Source organism: Bacillus sp. 05T21, assembly GCF_056396785.1.
Genome location: NZ_JBFTMD010000017.1, coordinates 1 through 18,077 on the forward strand (window position 1 = coordinate 1; position 18,077 = coordinate 18,077).

At 35.3% G+C, this 18,077-nt stretch carries 11 protein-coding genes and 6 pseudogenes; 11 read left to right on the forward strand and 6 right to left on the reverse strand.

Annotated features, from left to right (window positions below; translation table 11 throughout):
• The 5 genes from AC1DKZ_RS23140 to AC1DKZ_RS23160 all read left to right on the forward strand — a co-directional run.
• Positions 1-415 (forward strand): hypothetical protein (locus AC1DKZ_RS23140; RefSeq protein ID WP_476997125.1); only part of this gene is annotated, 415 nt, incomplete at its 5' end.
• 19 nt (positions 416-434) lie between these two features.
• Positions 435-917 carry a hypothetical protein gene (locus AC1DKZ_RS23145; RefSeq protein WP_328059054.1) on the forward strand — a complete coding sequence of 161 codons (483 nt, stop codon included), beginning with the start codon at positions 435-437 and terminating at the stop codon, positions 915-917.
• A 42-nt stretch (positions 918-959) separates the two neighbouring features.
• Positions 960-1,775, forward strand: a complete 816-nt coding sequence (locus AC1DKZ_RS23150) for a hypothetical protein (protein ID WP_476997126.1) — start codon at positions 960-962, stop codon at positions 1,773-1,775.
• A 370-nt stretch (positions 1,776-2,145) separates the two neighbouring features.
• Positions 2,146-2,601, forward strand: coding sequence for a hypothetical protein (locus tag AC1DKZ_RS23155; protein WP_476997127.1), 456 nt, complete (start codon positions 2,146-2,148; stop codon positions 2,599-2,601).
• A 32-nt stretch (positions 2,602-2,633) separates the two neighbouring features.
• Complete coding sequence (locus AC1DKZ_RS23160; RefSeq protein WP_476997128.1) at positions 2,634-2,960, forward strand: hypothetical protein; 327 nt, start codon at positions 2,634-2,636, stop codon at positions 2,958-2,960.
• Here the strand turns inward: AC1DKZ_RS23160 and AC1DKZ_RS23165 are convergent.
• Positions 2,908-3,191, reverse strand: a pseudogene (locus tag AC1DKZ_RS23165) (DDE-type integrase/transposase/recombinase); the annotation flags it as partial. The gene AC1DKZ_RS23160 and the pseudogene AC1DKZ_RS23165 overlap by 53 nt on opposite strands.
• A gap of 225 nt (positions 3,192-3,416) precedes the next feature.
• Here AC1DKZ_RS23165 and tnpB (AC1DKZ_RS23170) point away from each other — a divergent pair.
• Positions 3,417-4,537, forward strand: a pseudogene (gene tnpB / locus AC1DKZ_RS23170) (IS200/IS605 family element RNA-guided endonuclease TnpB).
• 175 nt (positions 4,538-4,712) lie between these two features.
• Here the strand turns inward: tnpB (AC1DKZ_RS23170) and iadA are convergent.
• Together iadA and AC1DKZ_RS23180 are read right to left on the reverse strand one after the other, a co-directional pair.
• Positions 4,713-5,885, reverse strand: coding sequence for a beta-aspartyl-peptidase (gene iadA, locus AC1DKZ_RS23175; protein WP_071734960.1), 1,173 nt, complete (start codon positions 5,883-5,885; stop codon positions 4,713-4,715).
• Positions 5,886-5,921: 36 nt separating this feature from the next.
• The gene (locus AC1DKZ_RS23180; protein WP_476997182.1) at positions 5,922-7,334 is read right to left on the reverse strand and encodes a YfcC family protein; all 1,413 of its coding nucleotides are present in this window, start codon (positions 7,332-7,334) and stop codon (positions 5,922-5,924) included.
• Between the two features lie 269 nt (positions 7,335-7,603).
• On the opposite strand from AC1DKZ_RS23180, the gene AC1DKZ_RS23185 reads away from it, so the two are divergent.
• Complete coding sequence (locus AC1DKZ_RS23185; RefSeq protein WP_476997129.1) at positions 7,604-9,649, forward strand: sigma 54-interacting transcriptional regulator; 2,046 nt, start codon at positions 7,604-7,606, stop codon at positions 9,647-9,649.
• A 159-nt stretch (positions 9,650-9,808) separates the two neighbouring features.
• On the opposite strand, the gene AC1DKZ_RS23190 is transcribed toward AC1DKZ_RS23185, so the two are convergent.
• Positions 9,809-10,084: a hypothetical protein gene (locus tag AC1DKZ_RS23190; protein ID WP_431182755.1), complete on the reverse strand. Its 276-nt coding sequence runs from the start codon at positions 10,082-10,084 to the stop codon at positions 9,809-9,811.
• A 594-nt stretch (positions 10,085-10,678) separates the two neighbouring features.
• Between AC1DKZ_RS23190 and AC1DKZ_RS23195 the strand changes: the two genes are divergently transcribed.
• Positions 10,679-11,848 (forward strand): serine hydrolase domain-containing protein, encoded by a 1,170-nt coding sequence (locus AC1DKZ_RS23195; RefSeq protein ID WP_476997130.1) that lies wholly within the window; start codon positions 10,679-10,681, stop codon positions 11,846-11,848.
• A gap of 509 nt (positions 11,849-12,357) precedes the next feature.
• Here AC1DKZ_RS23195 and AC1DKZ_RS23200 read toward each other — a convergent pair.
• A pseudogene (locus tag AC1DKZ_RS23200) lies at positions 12,358-12,555 on the reverse strand (hypothetical protein); the annotation flags it as partial.
• A 298-nt stretch (positions 12,556-12,853) separates the two neighbouring features.
• Here AC1DKZ_RS23200 and AC1DKZ_RS23205 point away from each other — a divergent pair.
• Together AC1DKZ_RS23205 and AC1DKZ_RS23210 are read left to right on the forward strand one after the other, a co-directional pair.
• Entirely contained in the window at positions 12,854-14,815 is a 1,962-nt protein-coding gene (locus AC1DKZ_RS23205) for a DUF3472 domain-containing protein (protein WP_476997131.1), read from the forward strand.
• Between the two features lie 221 nt (positions 14,816-15,036).
• Positions 15,037-15,258, forward strand: a pseudogene (locus tag AC1DKZ_RS23210) (helix-turn-helix domain-containing protein); the annotation flags it as partial.
• Positions 15,259-15,440: 182 nt separating this feature from the next.
• Here the strand turns inward: AC1DKZ_RS23210 and AC1DKZ_RS23215 are convergent.
• Positions 15,441-15,596: pseudogene (locus tag AC1DKZ_RS23215) on the reverse strand (DUF2278 family protein); the annotation flags it as partial.
• Positions 15,597-16,907: 1,311 nt separating this feature from the next.
• On the opposite strand from AC1DKZ_RS23215, the pseudogene tnpB (AC1DKZ_RS23220) reads away from it, so the two are divergent.
• A pseudogene (tnpB, locus tag AC1DKZ_RS23220) lies at positions 16,908-18,029 on the forward strand (IS200/IS605 family element RNA-guided endonuclease TnpB).
• Positions 18,030-18,077: the final 48 nt, after the last annotated feature.

The following is an 18,077-nucleotide window of genomic DNA, read 5'->3' on the forward strand; positions in this document are numbered from 1 at the left end:
AAGAGGATTTACTGCAGTTGATGAGCATAGTGCAAATTTAAAAACACTGTTTGAAAATTATGAAGGGGCTAGGCTTGACTATGATGGAACGATGTTTAAAGTAGATCATGGAGGAAATGGTGTATCAACACCAATTGGTGCACCAGATAAGTTTTATGGGGCTATTGAATATATAGAAAATGAGCCATCAAAGTTGACGATTCCAAGGTGGGAAGCTAATGCCGATAATTATCCATTTACTGCAAGGGGGTTCACAGGAAGTAAGAATATTGCATTACCAGAATTTTCATATGAAAGGGGTTATGCAAGAGCTTTCCAAGATGGAGATATATTGAATATTATAGATTCAGAAACTGGAAATGTAGCAACAAAATTTGAATTTAATAAAAAAATTGGATGGGTTATGGCTGACTAGGAAGGAAGTATAATAAAGTATGAGTGACTACGCTATTTATAAAAATAATTTGTATAGATTAGATGTATCGGATAATAACCTAGAGCTTATAAGTAATTCAAATGAATCCATAAAATATGGATTTAAAGAATTAAAATTTGAACAAGGATTCGTTTCAAAAGTAATATATATAAAAGAGGTTGATATTAATGAAGTAGAGATGGCTTATAAATTGAAATACAAAGTAATATATAAAGAAAAAGAATTTGTTCCATGGGCAATAGGTAAGTTTATACTAGAAATAAATAAAATTACGCTAGGTACAAGTGATGAAAAAGAAGCTAGAAATTATGGATTTGAAAAGATGGAACAATTTGTTTTTAAAAAAGAGGTTCCAATAGAGGAAGTAGATGCTTTAATAGAAATTAAGGAGCCCATTTTGAAATTTCAAAATATGGATGAAAAGGTCACTAGAATCGAACAAAAGGATATAAGAAGTTATTTAAAGAACCTTTTAGAATAGATTATATTTAATTATATTGTATTAAAAGGAGAAAAAATGAAAATGAGTAGTGTATCTATACAAGAAAAAATAAATGAATTAAATAGAATAGAAAAAAGCTCAGAGCATTATTTAAATAAATATAATGAAATTTTAAGATCTATAGTCAGTTTAAAAGAAATATACACTGTAGTTAGTAGAAATACAACAGATGAAGAAGTTAAAGATAATAAAGGGAAAATATTCTTTGGATTAAATAATAACATGCCTACAATGTGGCTTTTTTCAGAAGAAAAAATAGCAAAGGAATATGCAGAGTATTACCAATTTAAGAGAAATGACATATATTTAGTAAAAAAAGTTGAATTCCAAGAGTTACTAATAAGTTCTTATTATGCAATGTTCTCTGGTATATACCAAGTCATTATTGATGAAGGAAGAGATTTCATAATCTGCAACATATATGATTTGGTAAATGAATGTTTTGTAAAACAAGGTCAACCTCCAGTATTAGCTAAAAGTGAATATGCAATTATGAATGTATTAAATAGTGTAAGATTCTGCGATGATAAGTTGTGGATTGTTCCAAGTAAGGATACAATAGGTGAAGAAATAATACTAAATAAATTTGTCCCAGTGGTAGAAAAAGATTATATTAAAGTTTTTATTAGTGAAATAGATTGCAAAAAGTATTCTAAAGAGCAAGGAAATACAAATGAAATTGCAATAGATATGAATATGAGTAGCTTGCAAAATATAATAAAAGTAACTATTGATAATAATATAAAAAATGTGAGGTTTTTAATTAATGATAGTGAAGTTAAGATGAGTACTACTAAATTATACAATATATTACAACGAATGCACGGAGCAGAGTAGTAGATAAAATTAAAGGTAATTTTAAGTTAATGAAGTCAAAAAGTTTTAAAATATTCTGCCATTTAAATGATTTTTTCTCTAAATGAAAGATGTAATGAAAAGAAAAAATAATTATATATTATAGCTAAGAATAGAACCAATGTTTCTAATGGAAGAAGCATTGGTTCTATTTTTATGTGAAAGAAATTGGGAGGAGTAATAACAATGTGTCTGAATGTAGCAAGAAAAATAGATGCGATATATACCAACATAAAAAATAACTGCAGAAAATCTAGATCCCAAGCTGCGGCCAGTAGTAGCTTAGGATGTACCTGTAGAACATAACTAGTGGCTTGAGCAGAAAACGGCAGCGTTTTTTGATAGGTTGAATTTGAAGAGTGGTGCTAAATATACTCATAGTATGATAGAGAATCCTGGGCCTTTAGCTGAAATGAGGGGAAATCCAGTATCAAACTTTCTAGCAGGAAAATATAATGTGAAAATTTTGGATGAAGATACAACTTTATATCGTTCAGGCAAAAAAGGAGGATTAACAATTCTGGGAGAAGAACAAAATGCGCTTGGACAGTGGTTTACAAGAGAACCAGCAGAAACAGTTGCAAAAGTACAGATAGATTCTGCGGTTAAAGCTCAATGGATAGATCCTAAAACAGGTGTACTGACAGGTACTTCGCCAATAGAATCAACATACGCAATAAAAATTCCTAAAGGAACTACAATATATGAAGGGCTGGTTGAATATCAAGGGGGTCATTACCTTGGTGGAGAAAATTGTAATCAAATTTTTATTTCGGAACCATGGAAGATTAATGGAGTAGAGCCTTAAAGTAAAACACCAATAAAACAGGAGGTATGATAGTGAGTTCAAGTAAGTTAGTAATAGATAAATTAGAAAAACTTTTTAGTGAATTGGGTGTAATATTAGAGGGAAATAAGAAAGGTGATATAGATTATCAGATATCTGAAGTTAGATATGTAATTAATATTTTAAATGAATGCCAAAATAATAATTATATAGACTTTGATGATGTTATAAATGAAATAAAATTAATTTATAATAATCTATATCCACCAAGAGGAGGATTATCTGATTTCTTTATATGGAAGGCAGATTTTAATGAATGTGTTAAAGCTAATGAGCCTTTAGGGAGAATTGGGGATGAATTGTTGGGAATGTTAAAGTAATTAATTGTAAAGGAATAGAAAATAATTGGTTCTGTTGCAAACTTCGTTTTCGTTTATATAGCGTATGAACGGTTTCAATACCTTTCAAGGTACGTGAAGCATGACGAAGGCTTTGAATCCTGTGGATTTGGCAAAATGCCTTTTTACATGTCTATGGTCTTGTTCAATGGGATTGTTCAAATGTTTGACTGTACAATGAGTTGTACGTCTATAAAAACCTTGTTCTTTTAATCAATGTAATCTCTTCTTCCTGCAAGAATCATTTTTTTATCATTTTAGCCAAGAAGACTCCTTCCTCAAAGAACGCGAAGTGAGTAGGTGGGAGATGAATTGGCTTCGGACAAGGGATGGCAGGAAGCCATCTTAATTGTTCGACATACATAAATTGTTACTTCACTACCTACCGAATATATGTTTGTTGTATAATAGATGCATATCGAAATGGAGGTGAAATGAATGATAATCAATAAAGCATATAAATTTCGTATCTATCCAAATAAAGCACAAGCGACCCTAATCAATAAAACGATTGGTTGTTCTCGTTTTGTGTTCAATCACTTCCTATCTCTATGGGATCATGCATACAAAGAAACAGGAAAAGGTTTGACATATGGTACATGCTCTGCCAAACTTCCTGCCATGAAGAAAGAATTTGTTTGGCTAAAAGAAGTGGATAGTATTGCGATTCAGTCGTCTGTTCGCAACCTCGCGGATGCTTATACACGCTTTTTCAAAAAACAAAACAGTGCCCCACGTTTCAAATCTAAGAAAAACAACGTACAATCTTACACCACAAAGCAAACAAATGAAAACATTGCCGTCGTAGGAAACAAAATGAAATTGCCAAAACTAGGTCTTGTTCGATTTGCCAAAAGTCGTGAAGTAAAGGGACGTATTTTAAATGCTACAGTTAGACGGAACCCTTCTGGTAGATACTTTGTGTCATTGTTAGTTGAAACAGAAGTGCAAGAACTTCCGAAAACAAATTCTTACATTGGAATAGATGTGGGACTAAAAGATTTCGCCATTTTGTCAGATGGAACACCCTATGAAAACCCGAAGTTTTTTCGATCGTTAGAAGAGAAGTTGGCAAAAGCACAGCGTGTTCTTTCTAGAAGAATGAAAGGATCTTCTCGCTGGAATAAACAACGAGTAAAAGTAGCTAGAATTCATGAATACATAGCAAATGCTAGAAAAGATTACTTGGACAAAATCTCAACTGAAATCATCAAAAACCACGATGTTATTGTATAGAGGATTTGCAAGTATCGAATATGTTAAAGAATCATAAGTTAGCAAAAGCAATTAGTGAGGTATCATGGTCACAGTTTCGAACCATGTTAGAATATAAAGCGGAATGGTACGGTAAACAAATCATTGTCGTATCGAAAACATTTGCTTCAAGCCAATTATGTTCTTGTTGTGGATATCAAAATAAAGACGTTAAAAATCTCAACCTACGTAAATGGGACTGCCCTTCTTGCCTTACACACCATGATAGAGATATTAATGCAAGTATCAATCTAAAGAATGAAGCGATAAGGCTTCTAACCGCAAGGACTGCGGAGATAGCCTAATAAATTAGAGTTCAATAGAACTCTTTACTTAGGAATCCCCCACTTCTAAACGAAGTGAAAGTGGGGGTAGTTCAATAAACCGGTGGTCTTATGTTTATATATTATTCATTTGTATAAGTGTCATATTTTTCTAGTGTCTTTAAATGATTTTTGTAATAGAAGCTTCTTAACTTTCTTATTCAAATGTTCCCTTCACTATCGGAACTTTATTTTCTACCATAAACTTGCCTTTTGCAATGACGCTGTGAATGTCCAACGTTTCTTTTTCCAACAATACGATGTCAGCATCCTTCCCGGTTTGGATACAGCCCTTACTTGAAAGTTTCAGCAATTGTGCGGGATTCGTGGTAATGACTTCTAGTGCCGTTTCTAACGGAATACCTTCCACTAAAACAGATTCTCGTACTTCGTGAAATAGCGAAGATACTTTTCCGACTTGAAGGCCTGCATACTCCCCATTGTTGTCAAAGAAGGGGAGGCTGGCCTGTCCATCTGAGGAGAAGGTGATGTGTCCGACTGGGACCCCATCTTCAAGCATTATACGTAATGCCTCACTGCATTTCACTTCCCCGTCCTCCAAAAATTGAGGAGTAGTACTTGTGGTAAAGTCTACGTAACCGCCTCGCTTTGCGTAATCAATACCCGCCCTGAATAATTCTTCGTTTCGGTTTATGTGTGTTGGATGGAAGTGCCGAATCGGAATGTTGGTTTTATCTGCAATTTCATGTAACAATGAAAGTTTGCCTTCTCCGTCCCCTACATGAACTTCTATTATACCAGCTTTTCCTGACAGAATACCGCCATTGCGTGCGGCAGTGGCGACTTTAACTATTTCCTCAAATGTAGGTTCTGATGATCTATGGTCGGAGATAGCAATCTCTCCAACACCGATAATTTTGTCAATTAAAATAATATCATCTTCGATTTTTCCCGTCAGCGTTTTTACTGGCACTTGATAGGAGCCTGTGTGAATGAAACAAGAAACTCCCTCTTCTTCAAGTGCCCGCGCCTTGGCAAGCAGACTTTCCATTTTACGTGTTGTCCCGTCAGTACCGAGTAAACCGACTAGTGTTGTAATACCTGCAGTTGTAATATCAGTAAGCATCAGCTCAGGTGTGCGGGTTTTGAATCCGCCTTCTCCGCCTCCACCAATAATATGAACGTGTGAATCGATAAATCCTGGAACAACCAAAAGATTTGCCGCATCAATGACTAGAATAGGAGCAAAGTTGTTAGGAATTGCGATTCTATCATCTATGAATGCGATTTTATCATCTGCAATTAATATGTCTTTCCGTCCTAGGTAGTTGGGTGCGTATACTTCTCCATTTTTTATTAAGGTAATCAATTCTTTTCTCCTCCTGTCAATACTTTTCGTTTTATATCAGAATGGACCATATCCTATGAAGTGAGCTATGATAACAGCTACTAATCCGATGAGATAGTGAATGAATACAAGTGGCAGAATCCACTTTGCCCACTTTGTCCAAGAAATTCCTGCAATCGCCAAGCCTGCCATTAAGGTCGTAGCGGTCGGAAAAATCATATTTCCGATTCCGTCAGCAAAAGAAAATGATAACACTGCAGTTTGGCGTGTAATACCCAATAAGTCTGCAAGTGGCACCATAATCGGCATTGTCAGCATCGCATGACCCGTGCCAGATGCTAGAACAAAATGAATAAGAGCTTGGAAATTGTACATGCCAACAACGCTTAAATAGTCCGGAATATGCTTGATTGATACAGATAATTGATGCAGCATAGGGTCAACGATATGCCCTTCATTTAATACAACAAGAATGGCGCGCGATACACCGATAATCAAGGCACCACCGAGCAAGGATGCAGAGCCGTTGATAAAGGAGTTAACAATCTGATCTGCAGATAGTTTTCCGATGATCCCAATCATTATTGTCAATAAAAGGAATAAAGATGAAATTTCTGTAATGTACCATTCGAATTTGATTACACCAAACGCCAAAACGATATAATTAATTACAAAAGCTCCTAAGATGAACTTATGTCTTCCTGTTAACTTCTCACTTGATTGCAGTAATTTTTCCGCTTCTTCTTTTGTATATTTTCCATAGATGCCAATAGAAGGATCTTTCTTTACCTTCATTGCGTAACGATAGATATAAAGAACAGAAACAAGGTAGATGATAACAAATAAAATAAGGCGAAACACTATGCCTGAGAACATCGGTAATTCTGCGATTCCTTGTGCAAGCCCTACTGTGAAAGGATTCATGATGGCAGTTGTAAACCCTGACAATGCTCCTACTATGACGATAGCAGTTCCTGTAATTGCATCAAATCCCAGAGCCAACGCCAGTGGAATGATAAGAGGAAGATAAGCTAGTGTTTCTTCCGCCATCCCCATTAAAGAGCCACCTACAGCAAAGAACAGCGTCACGACAGGAATCAATAGTTTTTCACGTGTCGCCAACTTCCTAGCCATTGTAGCGATAAGCACATCAACCGTACCAGTTGCTCTTAAGACACCAAAAAATCCTCCGATAATCAATAAGAAAAATATAATATTGCCGGCCTCTACCATTCCTGTATGAACAGCTTTTATCATATCGAAAAATCCGACCGGAGCAGATTCTATTGATTTAAAAGAATTTGGGTCTACAGTAGTCCGGTTATTCACTTCAATCCGTGCATATTCTCCGGTCGGTAAAAAATAAGTTAATAGAGTCGCTGTTACGAGAATGCCGAATAGCAATACAAAAACATTAATTTTTTTCTCTTTTTTTCCAAGTGAAACAGCCTGTTCTTGTAGTTGGCTCATATGTGTTCCTCCTTTGTATTTAAAATAAATGGATTGAAATAGAACGCTTACAAAAATACCGCTAATAGACCATGTTCTTTTCTCGTATTCTGCTGTTTCCCTCCTTTTCATAACCTCGGACACTTCATTAATTTATATATGCAATATGTGTGCCAATATTGATAGTATGATTTTTAAGGAGATTTTTATGGCAAGAGTAGAGATTTTGGTTTTTATTGTCCTTTTTTGGCGATATAATAGAACCAATTTAAATATAGGCAGGTGTCTTAATGTTAAAATCCTCACTTACACTTATAGCTGGAAGCTCAAAAACAACGCAAGCCTTACAGGAGCAACTAGAACAATTGCTTGGAGACTATGTTTATATTAAAAGCCATGCTGCGGATGAGGGAATACCGCAGTCTCTTGAAGATACAATTATTTTGTATTCATCAGCTTCTGTTTATGATCAAACAAAAGGTATGTATAGCGTGAATGCTGAGAAAATAATTGTGGGAAAGAGAACAGTTCATCATGAATACATTGATAAACTTTTAAGAATACCTGAAGATTCATCAGTTCTAGTGGTGAATGATAATGATGATGCAACAATAAATCTTATTGAATCCTTATATCAACTTGGTATAAATCATATTCAATTTATCCCTTTTCGGAAGGGGGTGTTGTTTTATGATGATGTTCGAATTGCTGTTTCGCCAGGAGAAATACATCTGTGCCCTTCTTACATAAAAGAAGTAATTGATATAGGTGTACGTCTTTTTGATATGACAACAATTCTGGAAGTTGTAGAATGTTGTGGTTTGAGCAAGGATATATCCTCGAAGATTTCAGAAAGGTATATTAGCAATATCATTGAATTACAACGTAAGTTATTACATGCAGAGCGGGATGCTAAGCAGATGAGTGAGCACATCCAAAATGTGTTAGGAACTGTCGATGATGGAATATTAGTCGTTAACCAGGAAGGGCGGATTACGGTATTCAATGAACGTCTTACGGCATTGTTTCATATTGTGGCGCAAGATGTGGTTAATGAGTATGTAGAACATGTGATGAGTCGTCGGGATATTACCGATTTCATCATGAATGGAAAGGATGAAAGCAAGTTCTTCGACATAGATGGCGTGGATGTCGTAATTTTTCGTTTGCAAATGATGCAAGAAAATACAATTGTCGCAACTTTTAAGAGTGTACATCAAGCCTTTGAAATTGAAAAAACAGCGCAAAGAGAAATGCGTAATAAAGGATTTCATACAAAATACGGATTTGAGGATATTATCGGCGAACATATTGTAATGAAAGAGCGTAAGCGAATCGCCAAGAAACTTGCCTTATCGGAACATCCGATTTTAATTCAGGGTGAAACAGGAACAGGAAAAGAACTGTTTGCCCATGCTATTCATGAGCATTCATTGCGAAAAAACGGACCGTTTCTGGCTGTAAATTGTAGCGCATTAACAGAGAGCCTGCTTGAAAGTGAATTGTTTGGTTACGAAGAAGGGACATTTACAGGAGCACAAAAGGGGGGCAAGAAAGGTCTGTTTGAATTAGCGGATAACGGAACTATCTTTTTGGATGAAATCGGGGACATAAGTCTTACTGTTCAATCACATCTGCTGCGCGTTCTGCAGGAGGGAGAAATCCGCAGAATCGGTGGTGTAAGAATTATACCTGTCAATGTTCGAGTGATTACCGCAACAAATAAAGATCTTCAAGGAAAGATAAGGGCCGGTTCATTCAAAGTCGATTTATTTTACCGGTTGAATGTACTTAATCTCTGTATTCCACCACTCATTGAGAGAAGAGCGGATATTCCAATTTTGATTAAGCATTTCATCACAAAGAGCGGAAAATGGGTAAAGATAGAACAAGATGTGCTGGAGTATTTCATGCAATATGAATGGCCTGGAAATATACGAGAATTAAAAAGCACAATTGATTATATGCTGACAATTTGTGAGGGAAATATCGTGACGAAAGGAGATCTTCCGTCCATGCTGGGACAAGAGGGGGGCAGCGTGAAATCCGAATATCCCGTATGTGGAAGTATACTGGAAATGAAGGAGCATATTTTTATCTTGGAAGTAATCAAGCAATGTAACGAAAAAGGAAAGGCGGCAAGCAGAGATCTACTTTCAAGTAAAAGCAAAGAATCAGACTTTGCTTTATCCCCACAGCAAATCCGTCGCCGTCTGGATATTTTAGAAAGTGAAGGATTTGTCGTAAAAGGAAGAGGGCGAGCCGGTACAAAGATTACTGATGCCGGAATAGAGTATCTGTATTTTCTTAAATCAAAGTATGCTGTGTATTGTTAAAGAAATCATTCCTATATTTTGATTGTGAATGGAAATGATATAATTAGCCATTACAGATTCTGGTGCAAACTTTGCAAGTAATCCCCTAATGATCAAATTACATCTAATTTGATTTATAACAGATTGGCGTCATAGACGACCAAATAAAAACACAGGGTTTTATCTCTGTGTTTCTTCAAATTTTCGTTTTTGAATATATGCTTGAGCATGAATAATTTCTTCCTGAAGCTCTTTTAATTCTTTCATAGATTCTGATTCAATAGCCATGTAAGTAGTAACTAAACTGATCATCATATCCATCTTCTCCACTATATTTTGAATGACCTGTTCAGATTGCTCTTTTTTAGGGTGTTGTATGGCTATTAATATATTTTCTATATAATTGTTCTTTCTTTGCTGGATATCATAAATAAACTGTTTTGTGTTTGAGTTCATTTGTTGTTCCTCCGTTTTGGATATATTTCTATTCTATCATATTTGAATAGAAAATATTGGATTCCCCTAAAATCACACCTGTCTCGCACATCTTCTCAAATATACAAACTAATTCCTTAACGTACAGGGAATCGGTTAATTTGTGTTTAAATTGTGCGTTTAGACACATTTTTCAACCGCTTCCTGTACGTTAAGGGACTCGTTATTTTTTTACAGTTTTTTATTATGAAATTATAAATAGCTAATTATAATAGGTGAAAAAAAGATCAATAGTTGGGGTACGGAAAGGATTTTGATTTACATTATTTCTCAATACATATTATGGATAAACAAAGTAAAATATGGGTTGGGGTTATGTCTCATGTTGTGTTAATCCTAACAATAACTAAGGATACATAATATGCTTTCATACCTTTGAATAATTTTGTTATAGAAGGGATGGAGATTTAAATGGCTCAAATTGTTGGTATTGATAGATACCTTTGTACTGGGTCTTTAATCTATATGAGTGAGGGTCTTTCCCTAAGTCTTGTCAGGAAGTAAGGAACAGTAAGCAAACACTTATACAATATGAATAGAGGAGAGGAATGACTTATGAAAATACGTAGTCAAATTACATTTGCAAGTCTTGCCCTTTTAATAGCTGGAAGTTCCTTGTTATATACAACGCCAGCCTCAATTGTAAAAGCAGAGCCCACTCAAAATGTATCTAGTTTGTTACAAACAAGCACTCAACGAGATCGTAATTCCGTCAAGCAAGCAATGCGGGATACATTGCAACTTGGATACCCGGGGATACTTGCTAAAACTTCCGAGGGTGGAAAAAAGTGGGGTTATGCCGCTGGGGAAGCGAATCTGAGCACCAAGCAACCAATGAAAACAGATTATCGCTTTCGCATTGGAAGTGTGACGAAGACGTTCACCGCAACGGTTGTACTTCAATTAGCTGGAGAAAACCGCTTGAATCTAGACGACTACATCGAAAAATGGTTGCCTGGTGTCATTCAAGGAAACGGATATGATGGTAACCAGATTACTATCCGGCAGATATTGAACCATACAAGTGGCATCGCTGAATACTCAAGGTCAAAAGACGCTGATTTTATGGATACAAAAAAATCGTATACGGCTGAAGAGTTAGTGAAGATGGGGATTTCTCTGCCCCCAGACTTTGCCCCAGGAAAGGGTTGGTCTTATTCAAACACAGGATACGTATTACTGGGTATTCTTATTGAAAAAGTAACCGAAAACAGCTATGCGGAAGAGATTGAAAATCGGATTATTGAACCGCTTGAATTATCGAATACATTCCTACCTGGCAATTCAAGCGTTATTCCAGGCACCAAGCATGCCCGTGGATATGTCCAACCAGACGGAACAAGTGAGCTAAAAGACGTTACTTATTATAATCCAAGTGTAGCTAGCTCAGCTGGAGATATGATTTCTACTGCTGACGACTTAAATAAATTCTTCTCTTACTTGCTCGGTGGCAAATTACTGAAAGAACAGCAACTAAAACAAATGCTTACTACAGTTCCTACAGGAAAAGAAGGAATCGATGGATATGGTCTTGGAATCTATAAAACTAAGCTTCAAAGCGGTGTCTCGATATGGGGACACACAGGTGGCATTCTAGGGTTTACTACTCTTGTTGGAGGTAAACTTGGAGGCAAGCATACGTTGGTCGTCAATTGGAATAGTTTGGGTAGAACTGACAGTCCTAATCCTTTTAAACATATTTTACTTGCTGAATTTGGCAAGTAGGAAAAAAGGAAAAATTTATTGTAGTTTTCATAGTTGAAAATATACTTTTCTGGTTCAAAAGCCCCAACTTATTTTCAAGAAAAATTTGGGGCTTTTTTTGTTTTGGTGGCGTTTATTCTTCTTAAGTTGATGGGTATGTGGTAGGGCCCTGTATTTGACTCTTTTTCTACACCTAGATATTCTAGTGTTCGTTCTAACATAAGTGCAACCTGTTGATGTGTGAGTGTGCCATGTTGGTTAAACTTAGTAGCCGAAACACCTCGGATAATTCCTACATCGTATAGGGCTTGTACATCATAATGCCGGTTGCGAACGTATTTACACCGAGAAGATGAGTGGGGCAAAAGATGATTGCCCAGAACTGGTATGCTAGCTGTTCTTGCAGAGTTTGAGCGTGATATTATTCGTGGAAAGCCTCTTCGTAAAGATCATACGTAAATACAAACAAAACCAGCAAAACACCTCTTCTGTGTCGTACTGGTTTTGTTGAAGTCCATCTAGAATTGTAGCTAGTTCAACGTGATTGCAAATTCCGAGTTCGGCGCGCCAGCAAATACAACCGTTCCGTTCTTCGGCAGTTTACTTTGTTATTGCCGCTCACAACGGTAAAGTATGACACATACTCCCTTCTCATCATACACCGCGAACGAACTCTTCGATGGCGACGCCACGGTCATCGTTTTCCCCGCTGCCGCTTGTGGAATAGTGTGAGTAATTGAACATAAATCTATCAAAAAATCAATAAAGTTATTAAATGAGTCTTTCAGCATAATTATCTAAAACTACATATTTATGAATTTTTATAATATTTTTAGTATATATCTAGTCCTAAATCATACCATTTTATAACAAAATACTATAATTTGATTAGTAATAGTAGTGAAAAAAACATTAAACATAACTAGGTAATATAGCTAATGTTATTTTTTCACATAATTTGTTTAATAGTATGCATATCGTTATTATTCAATGTAACTAAAATAATTTAAAAGGAGATAGGAAGTTATGTTTAAAGTAAAAACAAATGGAAGAATCAAAAAGATTGTTATGATTTCTGCGGCTTGTACCATGATGTCAATGTATGGAGCACCAATTTCTAGTACAGAGGCAGCAATCCGATCGCATGCTCCATCAGTTTATGTAACACCACAAAATACTGCTGCTTCAGATATTATTAGCATAGACTGGTCACCAATCCAAACGGCACCTTATACATATTGGGCTGTACATAACTGGAATCAGGGAGGAGAGGGTGGCGGTTATGCTGGCTTCCAACAACAAAGCGGTTTTGATCAAACCGGTAAACGTACCCTTCACTTTGCACTTTGGGATCCAATAGCATCAAACCAAGCAATTAAAGCTGAATATTTATCGCCGACTTCAGAAGCCAGTAGATTTGGTGGAGAAGGAACGGGTTTGAAGGTACAAACAACTTATAATTGGAAAGATAGTGAATGGTATCGAATGACACTACGTTCTTGGCAAGAAGATGGTCATACAAAGTTTGGCCAGTGGATAAAAGATAATAATTTAAATCAATGGAAGTTAGTTGCTATTATGGATCATCCAGTTGCGAATGTTCCATTTAACTATGGTTTATCGATGTTTCAAGAGGACTGGGCTGGTAATGGACAAGATGTAAGAGAAGCACGCCTTAAAAATGGCTATAGCAGAAAAGTTTCAGATAAACAATGGAATTCTTGGAATAATCAGCGTATTTCTGGGCAACATGATACTTCTTATCAATACGATGGAGGAGCAACTTCAGAATATGTATGGGTTAAGGCTGGAGGAAATACGCAATCAACGATTGGTACTGGAAAGACTTTTAATATAAATCAGCCTAGTCAACCAGAAATGGGAAATTTGGATTTTGATATTCAAAATATTCGTTTTGAAAATGAAAAATTAAATGTGTCTTGGAAATTGAAAGAACAAAGTACTCCCCAGTTTAAAGGGAAAATTGAAATTTATGACAATGAAAAGTTAACGGGACAAGCTTTGAAAGTAATCGACAATATTAAATCCTATCAAACCGAGGTAAGTCAAACTATGCAATTGCCTCAAACAGCTTATGCTAAAATTACATTAACAGATATATTTGATCGAACTGTAGAGAAAAAAGTAGGAATTACAAATGGAAATTCTGATATTTTAGTAGGGAATCAATTTGCATGGTCCCTAAAAGGATATAGTGATCGAGAAATTGCAAAAGTGGATTATAATAAAGCGGCAGAAGAGCTGAAAATCAAATTAGAAACTGGTGTACCGCATTCTTATTTCAATAGCACATATGCAAGTATTAAAGTTCAGAACTCATCTGGTAGCGTTATGTACAATAAGGAAATCATGGGAAATAGACAACAAAATGCTGAAATCCAAACAGTACCTGTAAAAGTAGGAGATTATTTAGAATTCACTCATATAGAAGGAGACGCAGTAAAGGAAAAGACACGCGCAACATTAACGAATCTTGAAAATAACAAAAATGAGACTTTTGGAAAGTCAGCAAGGTATCAGGTTACAAAAGAGGGATTAAAGAAAGTAGAAAAAATGCCAGAGACAACAATTCTAGATGGAAAACAATTTGCATGGTCATTAAAAGGATATAGTGATCGAGAAATTGCAAAAGTAGATTATAATAAAACAGCAGAAGAGCTGAAAATCAAATTAGAAGCTGGTGTACCGCATTCTTATTTCAATAACACATATGCAAGTATTAAAGTCCAGAACTCATCTGGTAGCGTTATGTACAATAAGGAAATCATGGGAAATAGACAACAAAATGCTGAAACCCAAATAGTACCTGTAAAAGAGGGAGATTATATAGAATTTACTCATATAGAAGGGGAAGCAGCAAAGGAAAAAACACGAGCGACTTTAACTAACCTTGAGAATGAAAAACAGGAATATATAGGAAAGAAAAGAACATATCGGGTTACATCTACAGGATTAATAAGACAATAAATGATAAAAAGTTGGGGGAATCCTCAACTTTTTTTATCATTTTAGTCAAGAAGATTCCTTCTTCAAGGAATGCGAAGTGAGTAGGTGGAGATAAATTGGCTTCGAATAAGGGATGGCAGGAAGCTATCTTAATTGTTCAACATACATAAACTGTTACTCCACTACTTATCGAATGTATGTTTGTCGTATGACGAGAACATGCCGTAATGGAGGTGAAATGAATGGTGATTGATAAAGCCTATAAGTTTCGTATCTATCCAAATCAAGCACAAGTCCCCCTAATCAATGAAACGATTGGCTGTTCAATCATTTCCTATCCCTATAGGATAACGCATGCAAAGAGAAAGGAAAAGGTTTGACATATGGTACATGTTCTATCAAACATTTCTACAATGAAGAAAGAGTTTGTTTGGCTAAAAGAAGTGAAAGTGGGGGTAGTTCAAAGAGATAAAGAACGTCAGCAATTAATTACTTCACTAGAATCATAAAAAAAATAGAAGCTATCTTTAGTAAGATATGCATCCAATAGTGTAGACAGGAAAAGAAAGCACATAAAACTGTTTCGATATTGGAAATTAAACTACAAAAAACAAGTATAATTACTTATTTTTTGTAGTTACAGTAATTATTTAGAAGCCTTTGCTTGTGTATGGTCACATACATTTATTGGATAACCATAATCCTCTCTACACCATGATTGGGATACAAAAGCTAGAAAGATATCAATCCATTTATTCTTAAATTGAATTAATATTCCTCCGTCATGGTATGTTTCGTTATATTTTGAAAAATCATTTCACAAACAATATGTAATATTCTATGGGAACATTATTAAATTTGAACGATATTAACAGAACTTTGTTGATAATTAGCTAAAAAAGTATTGTACGATTAAATATATTATGTTACATTAATGTTACAAATTTGTTACAAGATATTATAATTGTTTCTATATTGTTTCCAATGTGTTACGAAAACTATAGATGTTTTATGTGTATAGGAGTGTGTGTAGTAAAGAGTGTGAGTTGAAAATACGTGCACACTTTAAATTTCCTTTCTGTCTGAATGAAGAAGACTACCAACTAATTAAGGGGTTTAAAGTAACAACTTTAAATAAAATGTGCTTCCTTTCCCACGCACAATTTAGTACATATTTAAAGTACAGCCTGGTTGCTACACAGACTCTTGTACATATAAACATTAAGGTGAAATAGAGATAAGGATTTATTACATAATAAGCATTACTTAGCTAAACGTAAAAATATTATCTGTGCATTTTTATGAAATGTTAAAATGACTAGATGATATTTTTTGAAGATTTCTTGGATATGTTTATGAATAACAATTTTTAATACTTAATGATTCTCTACTACTAAAACATCCAATAATTTATGTAATTGGATGTATAGGATGTATAGGAGGTATGTACATTCACCTATATAGGGAAAATGAGGTTTTTCATATGAAGTATAGTTATAAAGTTTTTATATTTATTTGGACAATTATTTTATTATTTTTTCTGCTTTATTATGGTCACAGTGAAATTTCCGACATCGAGAAAGTGCCAGTCATAACAATCAAACAATAAAAGTAAGAGATACTAGAAAAGCAAAATAAAATAAAAATAGATACCCGAAAATGTTTAAGAACAGGAACAATTACATGCATAAACAACCTTACGATTTCCATGCATACTCCGCGTCATTTGGGCAATAGGGGAAAAGTATTATTATTTGGCGTACGCAATCTGCCGTCACTAGTAGAAACGGAAAGTTCCGTATCCCTGCTGAAGGAGGAAGATGTCTATCTGCCAGGGGGCGGATCTATTCAGCATCTAGAAACATTGGAATTAAAAGTGTAGAAAACAAATAGTGAAAAGGGAACAAATCTTGTGTTTCCTTTTTTATCATTTTAGCCAAGAAGACTCCTTCCTCAAGGAACGCGAAGTGAGTAGGTGGGAGATGAATTGGCTTCGGATAAGAGATGGCAGGAAGCCATCTTAATTGTTCGACATACATAAACTGTTACTTCACTATTTATCGAATGTATGTTTGTTGTATAATAGACACATGCCGAAATGGAGATGAAATGAATGATGATTAATAAAGCATATAAATTTCGTATCTATCCAAATAAAACACAAGCAACCCTAATTAATAAAACGATTGGCTGTTCTCGTTTTGTATTCAATCATTTCCTATCTCTATGGGATAACGCATACAAAGAGACAGGGAAAGGTTTGACATATGGTACATGCTCTGCCAAACTTCCTGCCATGAAGAAAGAGTTTGTTTGGCTCAAAGAAGTGGATAGTATTGCGATTCAGTCGTCTGTTCGCAACCTTGCGGATGCTTATACACGCTTTTTCAAAAAATAAACTAGTGCCCCGCGTTTCAAATCTAAGAAAAACAACGTACAATCTTACACCACAAAACAAACAAATGAAAACATTGCCATTGTAGGAAAAAAGATAAAGTTGCCGAAACTAGGTCTTGTTCGATTTGCCAAGAGTCGCGAAGTAAAGGGACGTATTGTAAATGCTACAGTTAGACGGAACCCTTCTGGCAGATACTTTGTGTCATTGTTAGTTGAAACAGAAGTGCAAGAACTTCCAAAAACACAATCTTACATCGGAATGGATGTGGGACTAAAAGATTTCGCCATTTTGTCAGATGGAACAACCTATAAAAATCCGAAGTTTTTTCGGTCATTAGAAGAGAAGTTGGCGAAAGCGCAGCGTGTTCTTTCTAGAAGAATAAAAGGATCTTCTCGCTGGAATAAACAGCGAGTAAAAGTAGCTAGAATTCATGAATACATGACGAATGCTAGAAAAGATTACTTGGACAAAGTCTCAACTGAAATCATCAAAAACCACGATGTTATCGGTATAGAGGATTTGCAAGTATCGAATATGTTAAAGAATCATAAGTTAGCAAAAGCCATTAGTGAAGTATCATGGTCGCAATTTCGATCCATGTTAGAATACAAAGCAAAATGGTATGGCAAACAAGTCATTGTCGTATCGAAAACATTTGCTTCCAGCCAATTATGTTCTTGTTGTGGATATCAAAACAAAGACGTTAAAAATCTAAACCTACGTAAATGGGACTGCCCTTCTTGTCGTACACACCATGATAGGGATATTAACGCAAGTATTAATCTAAAGAATGAAGCGATAAGGCTTCTAACCACAAGGACTGTGGAGCTAGCCTAATCAATTAGAGTTCGTTAGAACTCTTTACTTAGGAATCCCTCACTTCTA